Annotated in this window: 16 protein-coding genes; all 16 read right to left on the reverse strand. The window is 49.3% G+C overall.

The window, feature by feature from the left end; all coding sequences use genetic code 11:
- Positions 1-116 precede the first annotated feature (116 nt).
- The gene (locus EL173_RS10835) at positions 117-932 is read right to left on the reverse strand and encodes an acetyl-CoA carboxylase carboxyltransferase subunit beta (RefSeq protein ID WP_005692688.1); all 816 of its coding nucleotides are present in this window, start codon (positions 930-932) and stop codon (positions 117-119) included.
- Positions 914-2296: an acetyl-CoA carboxylase biotin carboxylase subunit gene (locus EL173_RS10840; RefSeq protein ID WP_005692686.1), complete on the reverse strand. Its 1383-nt coding sequence runs from the start codon at positions 2294-2296 to the stop codon at positions 914-916. The genes EL173_RS10835 and EL173_RS10840 overlap by 19 nt, the downstream gene beginning before the upstream one ends.
- A gap of 37 nt (positions 2297-2333) precedes the next feature.
- Positions 2334-2774: a 3-hydroxyacyl-ACP dehydratase FabZ gene (gene fabZ / locus EL173_RS10845; RefSeq protein ID WP_005684766.1), complete on the reverse strand. Its 441-nt coding sequence runs from the start codon at positions 2772-2774 to the stop codon at positions 2334-2336.
- Positions 2775-2823: 49 nt separating this feature from the next.
- Positions 2824-3270, reverse strand: coding sequence for an acetyl-CoA carboxylase biotin carboxyl carrier protein (accB, locus tag EL173_RS10850; RefSeq protein ID WP_005692684.1), 447 nt, complete (start codon positions 3268-3270; stop codon positions 2824-2826).
- A 5-nt stretch (positions 3271-3275) separates the two neighbouring features.
- The gene (fabF, locus tag EL173_RS10855) at positions 3276-4496 is read right to left on the reverse strand and encodes a beta-ketoacyl-ACP synthase II (protein WP_014571488.1); all 1221 of its coding nucleotides are present in this window, start codon (positions 4494-4496) and stop codon (positions 3276-3278) included.
- Between the two features lie 22 nt (positions 4497-4518).
- Entirely contained in the window at positions 4519-5247 is a 729-nt protein-coding gene (locus tag EL173_RS10860) for a 3-oxoacyl-ACP reductase family protein (RefSeq protein ID WP_005692682.1), read from the reverse strand.
- Positions 5244-6167 carry an ACP S-malonyltransferase gene (locus EL173_RS10865; RefSeq protein ID WP_064522054.1) on the reverse strand — a complete coding sequence of 308 codons (924 nt, stop codon included), beginning with the start codon at positions 6165-6167 and terminating at the stop codon, positions 5244-5246. The genes EL173_RS10860 and EL173_RS10865 overlap by 4 nt, the downstream gene beginning before the upstream one ends.
- Before the next feature lie 29 nt (positions 6168-6196).
- Complete coding sequence (locus EL173_RS10870) at positions 6197-7177, reverse strand: nitronate monooxygenase (protein WP_005684757.1); 981 nt, start codon at positions 7175-7177, stop codon at positions 6197-6199.
- A gap of 22 nt (positions 7178-7199) precedes the next feature.
- Positions 7200-7439 (reverse strand): acyl carrier protein, encoded by a 240-nt coding sequence (gene acpP / locus EL173_RS10875; protein WP_005684756.1) that lies wholly within the window; start codon positions 7437-7439, stop codon positions 7200-7202.
- Positions 7440-7506: 67 nt separating this feature from the next.
- Positions 7507-8466, reverse strand: coding sequence for a beta-ketoacyl-ACP synthase III (locus EL173_RS10880; protein ID WP_005692677.1), 960 nt, complete (start codon positions 8464-8466; stop codon positions 7507-7509).
- A 15-nt stretch (positions 8467-8481) separates the two neighbouring features.
- Positions 8482-8931 (reverse strand): MarR family winged helix-turn-helix transcriptional regulator, encoded by a 450-nt coding sequence (locus EL173_RS10885; RefSeq protein WP_019728479.1) that lies wholly within the window; start codon positions 8929-8931, stop codon positions 8482-8484.
- A 70-nt stretch (positions 8932-9001) separates the two neighbouring features.
- Positions 9002-9439 (reverse strand): 3-hydroxyacyl-ACP dehydratase FabZ family protein, encoded by a 438-nt coding sequence (locus EL173_RS10890; RefSeq protein ID WP_005684751.1) that lies wholly within the window; start codon positions 9437-9439, stop codon positions 9002-9004.
- Positions 9440-10119: 680 nt separating this feature from the next.
- On the reverse strand, positions 10120-11103 hold the full coding sequence (locus EL173_RS10905) for an alpha/beta fold hydrolase (protein ID WP_005692670.1): 984 nt from the start codon (positions 11101-11103) through the stop codon (positions 10120-10122).
- A gap of 46 nt (positions 11104-11149) precedes the next feature.
- Positions 11150-12346, reverse strand: coding sequence for an iron-containing alcohol dehydrogenase (locus tag EL173_RS10910; protein WP_014571493.1), 1197 nt, complete (start codon positions 12344-12346; stop codon positions 11150-11152).
- 325 nt (positions 12347-12671) lie between these two features.
- A complete protein-coding gene (locus EL173_RS10915; protein WP_005714686.1) occupies positions 12672-13037 on the reverse strand; it encodes a rhodanese-like domain-containing protein in 366 nt (121 codons plus the stop codon).
- On the reverse strand, positions 13024-13566 hold the full coding sequence (locus EL173_RS10920; RefSeq protein ID WP_014571495.1) for a MarR family winged helix-turn-helix transcriptional regulator: 543 nt from the start codon (positions 13564-13566) through the stop codon (positions 13024-13026). The genes EL173_RS10915 and EL173_RS10920 overlap by 14 nt, the downstream gene beginning before the upstream one ends.
- Between the last annotated feature and the right edge of the window lie 406 nt (positions 13567-13972).

Here is a 13972-nt window from a genome sequence, read left to right on the forward strand (position 1 = left end):
CTGAAACGCGTTCACAGGCCCAGAAACCTGCACGTGAGGACCCTGAGCCTAAATGGCCAAAGACCGGCCATTTAGGGCTCAGGGCCACTTACGCTCCGGTTTCTAAGCGGGCCTGTTCACGCTCTGTGCATTTGTAACAGTTCCCCGATATAATCCGCTTGTTCGCTTCTCTTCACGATGGCGTCGATGAAGCCGCTTTGGAGGACGGTTTCGGCGCGTTGGAAGTTTTGCGGGAGCTTTTGGTTGATGGTTTGTTCGATGACGCGGCGGCCGGCGAATCCGATGAGGCTGTGGGGTTCTGCTAGTGTGATATCGCCTTGCATGGCAAAGCTGGCTGTGACGCCGCCCATGGTTGGATCGGTGAGCACGCTGATGAACAATAAGCCGGCATTGCTGTGATTCTTCACAGCCGCACTGACCTTAGCCATTTGCATCAGTGAATGAATGCCTTCTTGCATCCGTGCACCCCCGCTTGCGCAGTATAGAACGACTGGCAGATTTGCTTCGGTTGCTTTTTCAAACAAACGTGTGATCCGTTCACCAGTCACGGTTCCGAGTGAACCCATCATAAACTTAGGATCCATAATACCGAGACCGCATACCTGTCCGCCGATTTTCGCCTGACCGGTCCAAACGCTGTCTTTTAAACCAGACGCCTGATGTCCCGCGGCTAGTTTCTTCTCATAACCCGGAAAATCCAGCGGGTCGGTCGTGGTTAAATCCGCATCCCATTCCGTTGCATCTGTCGCTACCAGTGCTAACCGTTTTTTGGCCGTGATGCGGAATCCATAATGGCAATGCGGACAAACCTGAGCATCGCCGAGACTTTCACGATAACTGCCTTGCTTGCAGTATGGACATTGAATCCATAAGTTTTCAGGCAAAGCCGCCTCACGAGCAAGTGCTTCTTGGGTTAGTTGTGGTTGGAACATGCAGCATCCTTCCTTTCATCCTGCCATTGTGGCAAAAAGTCACGGTTGAGATAAGCCGTATCAGCTTCTCCAGCCAATACCTTGGGTGCCTGGAAAAGTGCCAGTGCAAAGTCGCGGTTGGTTTTGACCCCTTGAACGTCTAACTCTGTCAGGGCTCGGTGCATTTTAGCCAAGGCCGACTGACGCGTTTGGCCATGAACGATAATCTTGGCAATCATCGCATCATAGTACGGGCTGATTTTATCGCCTGGCGCCACGCCGGTATCGACGCGCAAACCCAGTCCGCCAGTCGGAAAGCGTAATTGTTCCAGCGTCCCGACATCGGGCATAAACTGATGATCCGGATCTTCGGCATTGAGTCGGCATTCAATGGCAACGCCGGATGGTTCCGGCGTGGTCAGTTCCACGTCTTCGCCTGCCGCAATGCGCAATTGTGCCTGAACCAAATCCACGCCGGTCACCATTTCCGTGATCGGATGTTCAACCTGAATCCGCGTATTCATCTCCATGAAATAAAAATGATGCTGCTGATCCATTAGGAATTCAATCGTTCCGGCATTGAGGTAATCAACGCCGTCAGCAATTGTTTCGGCTAAATGCAACAGCTTAGCCCGCTCCGGTGACGTTAACACCGGGCAGGGACTTTCTTCGATCATTTTCTGACTGTGACGTTGCAGGCTGCAATCACGCTCGGGAAAAACGCTCACGTGTCCTTGCTGATCGCGCAACACCTGAACCTCAACGTGCTTAGCCGGGACAATCACCTTTTCCAGGTACATCGTGGGATCACCGAATGCGGCTTGGGCTTCTGCCTGCGCCCCGGCAAATTCGGCTGTCAGGTCATCGGCAGTCGCCAATTTACGAATACCTTTACCGCCACCGCCAGCACTGGCTTTAAGCATCAGCGGATAGCCAATCGCCTGTGCAGCCGCCAATGCTGTATCGACATCCTGAAGCGGCCGGCTGCCAGGGATCACCGGCACACCAATATCAATCATCGTTTGACGGGCAACGGCTTTATCACCCATTTGCTCAATGGCAGTCGGCTTGGGCCCGATGAAGGCTAACCCGGCATCAGTCACCAACTTGGCAAATTCGGCATTTTCGGACAAGAAACCAAAACCCGGGTGCACCGCCTCCGCACCGCTTAAAATGGCGGCACTCACGACATTGCGCATATTCAGATAAGAATCGGTTGCCCGCGGACCACCGATACAAATCGCTTCATCCGCCAGCAAGACATGTAGGCTGTGGCGATCGGCGTTCGAAAACACCGCCACCGAGGTGATGCCCATTTCCCGCAACGTTTGAATGATGCGGACCGCAATCTCGCCACGGTTGGCAACGAGTACTTTTTTGAACACAGTTCCACTTCCTTACACGAGTCTGAATCGGGTCGATTTAGCCAATTGCAAAGACAAGTTCGGCACTGCAAGCCATATCTTCGCCGACGTAAACCTTGCCTTTTCCTAAGCCGGCATTGTCGATCAATTTCTCTAAAGTGACTTCGATGCGCAAAACATCGCCGGGGCGTACCATGTGACGGAACTTGGCTTTCTTAATGCCGCCGAGATAAGCTGTTTTACCTTTAAAGTCCGGCATCGAAAGCAAAGCAATTGCCCCTGCTTGCGCCATCGCTTCGATCTGCAAAACGCCCGGGAAAATCGGGTTACCGGGAAAATGCCCTTGAAAAATCTGTTCATTGATAGAAACGTTCTTTTGTGCAACCACAGATTCGCCGGGTTTGAGATCCAGTACCCGGTCAATCATCAACATGGGATACCGATGTGGCAAAATCGCCTGAATTTCTTGTGCTTCAAGTGTCTTTTTGGTTTCGAGCATGAATGCTATCCTCCTAAAACGTGTTTATGGAGCCGGAATGCGACTCGGTTTACGCTTTGTCTTCTTGTACGATGAGCAACGGCTGGTCGTATTCAACTAAGCTTTCGTTATCGACTTTAACCGCCTTAACCGTGCCGCTAACAGTACTTTTAATCTCATTCATCATTTTCATGGATTCGATGATGCAGACAACGTCACCTTTTTTTACGTGATCGCCGACTTGAAAGTACGGATCAGCGCCTGGTTTAGGAGCCAGATAAACGATTCCGACCAGTGGCGCTTTGACCGCTGTGCCTTCATCCGCTTGTGGCTTGTCCGGTACCGGCGTGACAGGTGTCGCTGCCGTATTTTCCGGAGCCGGGGTCACAGGTGCAGACGCGGCAGCAGGGCTTGCTTTGACCAAATGTAGCGAGTCGTTACCAAGTGTCAGTTCCAGCTCGTGCAGCGAACTTTGCTCCAACTGTTTGATCAAAACTTCGATCATTTTGGTGTCCATGACACTCACCACCTTTTGAAGGCCAAAACGGCATTATGACCGCCAAAGCCAAAGGAGTTACTCAATGCATAATCGACTGATGTATCACGATTGTCGCGATTAACCAGCGTGACCGGGCAATCCTCGTCTTGAGCCGCATCCACCACATTCATTGGCAACCGGCCGCTTTGTAAGGCACTTAGCGTCATGATCGCTTCGATGGCCCCAGCAGCACCTAGCAGATGTCCTGTCAGTGCCTTGGTTGAGCTAACCAACACATCGTCGCCGAAAAGATCATGGATGGCTTTACTTTCCATCGCGTCATTGGCTTTGGTTGCTGTCCCATGGGCATTAATGTAGCCGACTTCACTTGGCTTAATGCCGGCTTCTTCAACGGCCAACTGCATCGCACGTGCCGCCTGAGAGCCACTTGGATCAGGCGCCGTCATATGATAGGCATCACTGGTAGCACCATAGCCAACCACTTCACCTAAAATCTTGGCGCCGCGTTTTTGTGCATGCTCTAGGCTTTCGAGAATCAATGCACCGCCGCCTTCGCCCAAAACGAAACCATTCCGGTCAGCCGCAAATGGCAGGCTGGCCTTGGTTGGATCGGTATTTTTGGACAATGCGGAAAGCGCAGCAAAACCGGCAATTCCGATTTCGTTAACTGAAGCTTCGGCGCCGCCTGTAATCACAACATCGGCTTTACCGGCTTGAATCCGCATCGCTGCTTCGCCAATCGCATTCGTAGCTGAAGCACATGCCGTTACGACAACATAGCTGGGACCATGCGTACCAAAGTAATGGGAAATTGTCCCTGCAACCATGTTACTGATGGCTTCCGGCACGAACAGCGGACTCACGCGATCCGGGCCTTTTACATACATCTTCGTCACTTGTTCCTGAATGGTTGTCAAACCACCAATCCCGGAACCGAAAATAACGCCCACTCGATCTGAATCGACCGCATCTTCAGTTAGACCGGATTGTTCATATGCTTCAATGGCGCTATAGAGACCATATTGGGTAAACAGATCCATCCGTTTACTTAGGCGTTTGCTCATCCGTTCTTCGGGTTTGAAATCTTTGACTTCACCAGCGACTGTGATTCCGGTTTTTTCAGCATCAAACTTGGTGATTGGCTGGATGCCGACCTTGCCAGCGTCCATCGTCGCCACAGTTTCGGCGACTGAATGGCCCAGCGGATTCACAGTACCCATTCCGGTTACGACTACTCGTTGCAATGTCATTCCTCCGTTCATGTACTTAACCTAATCCGCCGGCGACAGTCACTGTCTGACCGGTTATGTAGGCATTTTCGACCAGAAAACGGGCCGTGTGGGCAATTTCTTCAGGTTGTCCGAACCGCTTCAACGGAATCTCCGCTAGAATCTGGTCCTGACTGGATTGGCTCAAAGCGGCGGTCATATCGGTGGCGATCATCCCTGGGGCAATGGCATTAACGCGCACGCCACGCATAGCCCCTTCACGAGCCAGCGTCTTAGTTAGCCCGATGATGCCTGCTTTACTTGCCGCATAATTGGCTTGGCCGATATTACCGGTCAAACCGACCACACTGGCCAGATTGATGATGACGCCAGCGCGCGCCTTTAGCATTTTCTTGAAGGCCGGTTGGGTAACATAAAAGGTTCCATCCAAGTTAACCTGAACGACCTTGGCAAAAGAATCGGGTTTCATGCGCATCGCCAACATATCGTCGGTAATGCCGGCATTATTAACCAACACATCCACGCTGCCAAACTGGTCCAAGGCAGCGGCGACCAATTGATCACCGGTTGTGGGATCATCCACACTGCCCAGCACGGTCACAACACCGTGGCCATAGTCTTCTAATTCTTTGATCAAAGTTTCCGGAAATTCATGCCGCGCATTCAAGACCAAGTTGGCCCCTGCTTGAGCAAAATTTCTGGCAATCGCTTCACCGATACCTCGTGAGGCACCGGTGATGATCGCGGTTTTATCAGTTAGTTTCAATCTGCCTTCACTCCGTTATTCAAATCGGCTACCTCATTGAGACTTGCTGCATCACGAATCAGGTAGGTTGTCATCTTGCGGTCAATGCGTTTAATCATTTTACTAAGCACCGGTTTCGGACCTAATTCAACAATCGTATCAACGCCTTGTGCTTTCAGTTGTGCGATCACGGTAGCAAACTTCGTCGGTTCGGCTACTTGCGCCGCTAATACCGGTCGGATGTTGCTAGCCGAAAATGGCTTAAGTGCCGTCGTACTAATGACCGGAATCACTGGTTCAAAGACATGAGCCGCTGCCAGTGCTGCTTGTAATGGTGGTTGTGCACTTGCCATTAACGGACTATGAAAGCCCCCGGCAACTTGCAAAGGAATGGCGCGGACACCTTGGTCTGTCAGCCACTTTTCAACCGTTGCCAAGTCATCATGTGTCCCTGCCAAAACCGTTTGCTTCGGACCATTGTAATTAGCTGGCCAAACATGTTCTGCCTGCTGACAAGCTGTTTTGATGATGGACTCATCGCCGCTCATCACCGCCAGCATGCCGCCTGGTTGTTCTTGACACGCGTCGGCCATCGCTTTACCACGGGCTGCAACGAGCTCAAGTCCTGATTCTAAGCTCAACCCGCCACCTGCGATTAATGCGCTATATTCGCCCAGACTCAAGCCGGCTAAAGCAGCTTCCGGCGGCAACTCTGCTGAGGCAACCTCATGCATGGCCACACTATAAGCAACTAAGGCCGGCTGTAGGTAATCCGGATGGGCCGCAAAATCACCGTTAGCCAAAAACTCTGGCAAGTCAAAGTCCAAAACGGCATCGGCACGATCAATAATCTCTTTGAATATCAAAGTATTCTGGTAAAAATCAATCCCCATTCCGGGGACCTCGGCACCTTGGCCGTTAAACACATAAGCAAATTGCAAAAAGTGGTACCTCCTTGCCTGCGTTTGGGTTACGCTTGCACGTCAACCTGACTAGTGAGCAAAGCCGCCATTTTCGAGCCGGCGACAATTTCTTTTGCCTGCTGCATGACTTCTTCAACAATATCCTTGCTGCTTTCTTCGCGTTTCACTAATCCGGCAATTTCGCCTGCCATAAAGGATCCATGGTCGCGATCGCCTTCTAGAACGGCTTTACGCAAACTACCATTACCTAATTCTTCCACCGCTGTAAAATCAGTGGTGCCAGAAAGCGCAATTTCTTTTTCCAGTTTGAGATAATTGCGGCTCATCGGGTTCTTCAAGACGCGGGCTGCATGACCGACATACATACCGGTAACAAGGGTATCAACGTCTTTTGCTTTAATCACAGCGTCTTTGTAGTTTTGATGAATGCGGCTTGAGGTTGAGGTTAAAAAGCGGGTCCCCATTTGGACACCAACTGCACCTAAACTAAGCGCAGCCGCAACACCGCGACCATCGCCAATACCGCCAGCTGCAACGACCGGAATATCAACGGCATCAACCACTTGCGGCACTAGGGCCATCGTGGTGATACTACCGATATGACCACCGGATTCCATGCCTTCAGCGATCACACCATCAACGCCGTCACGAGCCATGCGCTTAGCCATCGCAACTGACGGCACAACCGGCATGACCACGGTGCCGTTTTGCTGGAGCCGTTCCAGATAGCGGCTAGGATCGCCGGCGCCGGTTGTTACCAAGGCAACTTTGGCATCGACAATCACATCAATGACCTGTTCGACAAACGGTGATAGTAACATCACGTTGACACCGAATGCCTTGTCGGTCATTGATTTTGCAACTTCGATCTGTTCCTTAACCCATGAAGCAGGTGCATGACCGGAGCCAATGATACCAAGACCGCCAGCTTCAGAAACCGACGCAGCTAATTTGCCGTCAGCGACCCACGCCATGCCGCCTTGAAAAAGCGGATATTTAACGCCTAAACGTTCCATTAATGGACTCATTGGCCCACTCCTCTCCAGTGTCTTAAGCTTCAGCCTTTTCAGTGATAAACGTAACCAGATCTGAAACCGTTTCAATGCTTTCGTCAGTATCGATCTTAACGTCGAATTCGTCTTCGATTTCGTTGATGATTTCGAAAATATCCAAGCTATCTGCATCCAGATCGTTCTTGAAGTTCGTCGTCAAGGTTACTTCTTCCGGCTTCTTGTCCAATTGGTCAGCAATAATACTTTGTACCTTAGGCAATACTTCTTCGTTAGTCATGTTTATATGTTCTCCTTTGAGTGTTAAGTTTTGACCGTTTCATTGGTCTGTCAATTGTAACCGTTAGTTAGTAAGTCATGATAAGTGAGCCAACAGACAAGCCGCCGCCAAAACCGCTAAGCACTATTTTCTGGCCGCGTTTTAACTGACCGCTTTCTGCCAACTGTGCCAACAGAATCGGGACGCTGGCTGCGCTGGTGTTACCATACTCATCAATATTGATCGGAAATTTTGCTTCCGCGACTTTCAACTTTTTATTCACTGATTGAACAATGCGCGCATTCGCTTGATGAAGCAAAAACCAGTCAATGTCATCTGTTGTCAGATTAGCTTGTTCCAAAGCCCGATTGATCGAGCGAGGTACTTCGCTAATGGCAAACTGGTAAACCGCGCGCCCATTCATTTTGAAATATGGCGACGGTTGCGCTTGTGCATCGGCAAAGGGGCTTTGATTTGCTTGCTCCCCAGCCAACAACACCATCTCGGTATCACCGAAACTCTTTAAATCAACTGCTTGAACCGGGGCGCCTTGATCACTAACCAAAACGCCGCCAGCTCCATCAGCGAACAAAACTGCTGTGCGCCGATCATGCCAATCAACTAACCGGGAAAGGACTTCACTCCCGATCACCAGTCCTTGATGAACGGTGGGACTGGTCATCAGCCGATCAGCGACATGCAGCGCATATTCAAAACCGGCGCAAGCAACATTGAGATTAAACGCAAATGCGTGATTCGCATTTAAAGCTGCTTGCAGGCGATTAGCCTCGGCCGGGGTGGCGTAGTCCGGGCTCATGGTCGCCACGATGATGAAATCGAGCTGATCGGCGGTGACCGTCGATTTTTCTAACAATTGTTGGGCGACATCATAGGCTAAATCAAAGTTACGCTGGTCAGTGACCACATGCCGGGTTTGAATCCCCGTGCGTTCTCTGATCCATTCATCCGATGTGTCCATAAATTCTCGTAACTGCTCGTTTTCAATGCGCGTGGCTGGCACCGAGTAAGCACTGGCCAGAATCTCCAAGACGGGGCCTTCTTTCTAATGACGATATTCGTCAATAAATTCATTGAGATTATCTAGCGCGCGTTCGATTAGCTCGATTTGCGGTTCGGTAAATCCCTTAACAAAACTGGCAACCATTTTTTGGTGAAAAGCAAGATGCGCCCGATACATGAGTCGTCCCTTGCGGCTGAGTCGCAGGTTCACAACCCGTTTATCCGACTCTAGATGCAACCGTTCAACATAGCCTTTGCGCGCCAGATTGTTAATGGCGAAGCTTAAAGTGCCTTGGGTCACATGCAGCTTCTTGGCAACATCACTAGAGCTAGGGGTCGCATGAATACCAATCGCATCAATGGTATGCATTTCTTTAATGCCTAAATCCCGGAACTGACTTTTACGTAGTTCCTCTTCTTCCATTCGTAAAATATCCGAATAAACGCGAATGAGCTTATCGTTTATCCGCTTGACGCTTGGCTTTTGGGACATTGGTGTGCCTCCGTGTACAACTGATTTGATACTCAAAGTATCAGTTGAAAAAAAAAGCCTGTCAAGTGGACTAAGCATTTGCTTCTACCACAAAATGCAATTCTGCGTGGCAGACAAGCTCTTCACCGATACTGGCGGTCGTTGTGACCACCCCCATATTCGCCCGAACCTTACCCATCTTGACTGCCAGTGTCAGCACACTGCCAGTTGGAACGGGTTTAAGGAATTCTGTTTTGCCGATACTTGCCAGATAAGCAGTTTTGCCGGCAAACTTCGGTGACTTCAGAATCAAAATCGATGCTGCCTGCGCTAGCGTTTCAATAATCAGCGTTGGCGGCATGGTTAACTCACCGGGTAGATACGCAACCAGATGATCTTCTGCCACGCTCACGTATTTCTCTGCGACAATCGATTCATCCGGTACTAATTCGGTCACCCGATCAATGTAAAAGAGCGGGTAACGATTTGGGATTAGCGTTTGGATGGTTGAGGTATCCAAAGTTGTCATAGCCTCGCCTCCTCTTTAACCGCGGCCTCAGATGGTGACAGTCGCGAAAATGTCTAAAAGCAGTTGTGCGATATTTTCGCGTTGAACCGTCATCACTGGTTGCCGGTTTTTGTCCAACCAGATTAATTGGATGTTCAAAGCATATGCAGAACTGTTTTGATTGTCAAACCTTTTTCGTCATTATTCATTTGTGAGAATATTGATATTCCTGAATGAATGCGGTCTCAGATAATATTGTTAAGGGATTTAAGGGTTGCCATAAACTGATAAAATATGCAGAAAATTTATTTATTAAATTTTATCTGCGAACGATCGATTGACGAGCCACCCACAACTAATTTGGTGAATGACAGTTGGCTGATCATGACGGCAAATCGGTTTCAACTTGAAGATGATAATATCTGGTGCTGTGTTGTTGGAACGATGGTAGTCGTTTGGAAAACACTACCTGATACGTGGATTTCTAACTGCGCCGTTTTTGCTCACTTTCTATAACGCGCTCCCCAGCGCAGAAGTCTGCGTGTAAGGACCTTAAGCGCAATGGCCAAAGACCGGGCCATCGCGCTTAAGGCCGCTTACACTCCGACTTCTAACCGCGCTGGCTCGCGCTCACATAAAAACGGCCATCCGCCTTGGGATAGCCGCTTTTTCGATTTAAGTTCGGTTAAGTCTTTTTACCGCTAATGGCGGCTGACGGCAGCGCGTAGTTCACTGTCTTTTAGTTTCAGCCGCACAATGGTTCCGACTTTTTCCGGGTCATCTATCCACGGTTCATGGCCCGCACCGTTGATCGTTGTTAATTCACCATGCTGGACGACAGCGGCGATCTCCTGACCCAATTCAGGGTTGGCAAATGGGTCGTTGGTTCCCCAGATTAAACTCATGGGTACCGTTAGCTGCCGTAAATACCGTTCCGGCAAGACGTTGGATTCTTTTGACCGATACATGCTGCGTAATAACGACAAGCTGGTTAATTGATAATGCGGTAAATGTGTAAACGCATGAACACAATCAGCAAAGCTTTGCGGCAGTGCGCTCACGGCGGCCGGATCTGTCCCCATGCGATGAAGCGGTCCCCAGGCGCGCTTGGCTGATTTCGGGATCTGGCGTTTCATAAACCAGCGACTCAAGACCGGATTTAAGGCCGGTTTTAACGGTGCCGGTGTACTGGTCATCAGCATCCGGCCCGGATTGCCTAGCAAAATGAGCTGATCCACTCGTTCCGGATAAGGCAGTGCAAACCAGGTTGCCCAGTGTGCGGCCAGCGAGTGGGCAATGATCGGCACTGTTTTCAAATCAAGCTGATCCATGACTTGGCCGATCAATTCAACCGCAAAGTCATGCACCTTGACCTGTTCGTAATCAAAGCCGTCACTTAACCCACTGCCTGGTAGTGCGAGCACAAATAGATGATAACCAGCTAATTGCGGCAACAATGGCGCTAATTCATACGGATCGCCGGTATTGCCAGGGATCATGAGTACCGGATCCCCGTGACCAAATTCTAAGACGCGGACACGCAAATTTGCTTCTGCTGACTCCGTGGGTGCGATTTTAAGCCATCGCGTTTTCGGTTTTAAGTGAAAATCAAGCCAAAGTTGATTCTCCGCATTACGCGCCGCCTGAAAAGCAACCGAATCATGTTCAAGAATGGGTTGCGTCACCAATCAATTCCTCCTTTTTAATCCTATCCCTCAATTAGCGACTTAACTAAGCTGTCAGGCCATTCGTCATGGACGCTTGATAAATCGCTTTGACGTCTTCTTCAGATAATGGCACATACGCGCGGGTTTCCAGACTGGCATTGGCCACAGCCGCTGTTGCCATCGCGTCAAAATGCGCTTCATCGGCAATTCCGACTTCCGGTAAGGTCATCGGGAAGCCTAAATGCTGAATCCAGTCAAACGTTGCGTCGATTGCTGCTTGGGCAACCGCGTATGTTTCGTCTCCTTCAAGGTCCCAAACATGCCGTCCGAATCGCGCAAACATTTCCGCGGTGGTCGGATCTTTGGTCAAAATAAACTCCATCCAGCGCGGTGTTAAAATGCCGAGGCCAACGCCATGCGTAATGTCATAGTAGGCTGATAGCTCATGCTCCAAACTGTGAACCGTCCAACCATTTTCGTTGGCCACGCTCACAAGACCATTCAATGCCATGGTCGCACTCCACATCAAGTTGGCGCGGGCATCCGGATTATGCGGCTCTTTAACGGCGATAGGTGCCCACTTAATAACAGTACGCATTAGACCTTCCATCATCCCTTTGCTGGCGTCATTATTTTTCGAACGATCAAAATATTGTTCGATCAAATGACTAAGGATGTCCATTGAACCAGCCGCCGTTTGCCGTACTGGGACAGTATAGGTCAAGCTCGGGTCAAGAAACGAAATGGCGGGGGTATTCGGGCCAGTGGTACCCAACTTTTCATGGGTTGCCGGATTAGAAATCACGGAGCCGCTGTTCATTTCACTACCTGTTGCCGCCAACGTTAAAATATCAACAACCGGTACCTGCTGCAACTTGTGCCGCGTTATCCCGCGATCCTTCACCAAGTCCCACGGGTCACCGTCATAGAATTTGGCACTGGCAATGACTTTAGCAGCGTCAATCACCGAACCGCCGCCAACTGCAAGCACCACGTCAATATCGTGTTGCTTTGCCAACTGTTGACCTTCACGAATCGAGGCAATTTTAGGGTTGGGCTCAATACCAGCCAGTTCGGTAACGTCTAAGTCTGCTAAAAGCCCCTTAACGGTATCATACAAGCCGGACTTTTTGATGGAATGACCGCCATAAACGAAAAGAACACGTGAACCAAAGCGACTCACGGCATCATGTAACTCAGTATCAAGCCGGCCGGTACCAAAGCGAATATCGGTGGCGTTTTGAAATCGGAAATTTTTCACAGTGCCATCTCCTATCATATAATGTCAACTTAATTGTACCGTTGTTGGCATTAAAAAAGAAACCGGATTCGGGCCGAACATGGCATACTGTCCTCGGCTTAATTTCAAGATAGCCAATACACCAAGCCAAATTCATGCGAACCATACTGCAAAGAAACAATGACCCTGATTTGTAATCGAAATGCCGATTTTTGCATTCTTATGTTGTTCGAAATCCAAAAATACGGCAAAAGGAATGAGTGACACCTCCCCTTGCCGTACTTGATTCAATGGTGCAACAAAGTCCGATGACTGTTACGCCGTTAATATTGCCACTGAGTCATTCTTAATGTGCTGGTTCAACTGGTAGGTTCATCCCTTGCCATCCTTCCAACGCACCTGCCAACTCAAATGCCTTAAACCCATGCGAAAGCAAGATCAACAAGGCTTGTTTGCCCAAAGTAGTGCCGCTAGTCCAGTCATACACCACATAGGTTTTTTGCTGGTCGAGTTGGTCCAATTTAGTGACAAGATCTTTTGCCGGCATGGCGCGGGCACCTTTGATTTGTACCTTTTTGGCTTGCGTCGGTGCATTACGAACATCCAGAACTTCATATGTTTGGTCACCAGCCTGTAACGCATGAAGAACTGTGAAGTGATCAATGTAAAGACTTAAGTAGGTTCTTAAAAAATCAATTTTAGCTTGTTCCATCATGATGTGCCCCTTTCTGAGGGTATATGGGGTACTTGGTCCCGAGCAGTAATTTATCGAGTAATCGGTTGAGTTGTATTTGTTCATCATGGGTTAGGTTGGCAAAGAGCCGATTAACCGTTTGATAATTCACCGGTAAAAACCGGTCAAGTAACGTCGCCCCTTCTGTTGTCATCCGAATTAAAGAAGCGCGTTTATCAGCTGCGGTCGTCGTCTTCTCAACCAAGCCACTTGCGACCATGCCTCGAACTAATTTACTCGTGGTTGCTTTAGTTGCCCCGAGCTTTTCAGCTAAGACAGTAATACTTAAAGCTTGCGGTTGTTGATGGTACAGGAACATTAAGATCAAAAAGCGTGATTCCGACAACCCAAATTGATCTAGAACCTGTTGATAGTCATTGGCAACCGCTCTGAAGCAAGTGCGAAAATTCAGAAAAGTCAAGACTGATTGAGTGTCAACATCGGGATAAACTTTGCGCATTAGGTCAAGCCGATGTTCATCCGGGCGATCAGTAAAGTCAAAATTCAAAAGCCATCCTCCTCATATTGTTAGCCAGCTAACAACATGAGTATGTAACTCATTCTCACGCGTGTCAAGCAATGTTTTATCGAAAAATGGGTTTATACAACTGTTATTCAATGATGACTTTGAAAATGCGTAGTCGTGACGCAAAGACAGGGTATTTATATCAGTTATGAGTTGTGAACACAGAATACGACTTTCTACTCTGGACGATTTGCAAGTTTGATCTTACTTCCTATAACGTGTTCGTCAGCCCAGCAATCTGCGCTTAAAGACCTTAAGCGCAGTGGCCAAACCTCGGCAGGCCGCTTACACTCCGATTGCTAACCGCACAGGCTCGAGCCCACCAAAAAAAGCACCTTCTTCACAACTAATACTTGTGAAAAAAGTGCAGGCAAAAAACTCCCTGTTA

It is taken from the genome of Lacticaseibacillus rhamnosus (assembly GCF_900636965.1).
Lineage (GTDB): Bacteria > Bacillota > Bacilli > Lactobacillales > Lactobacillaceae > Lacticaseibacillus > Lacticaseibacillus rhamnosus.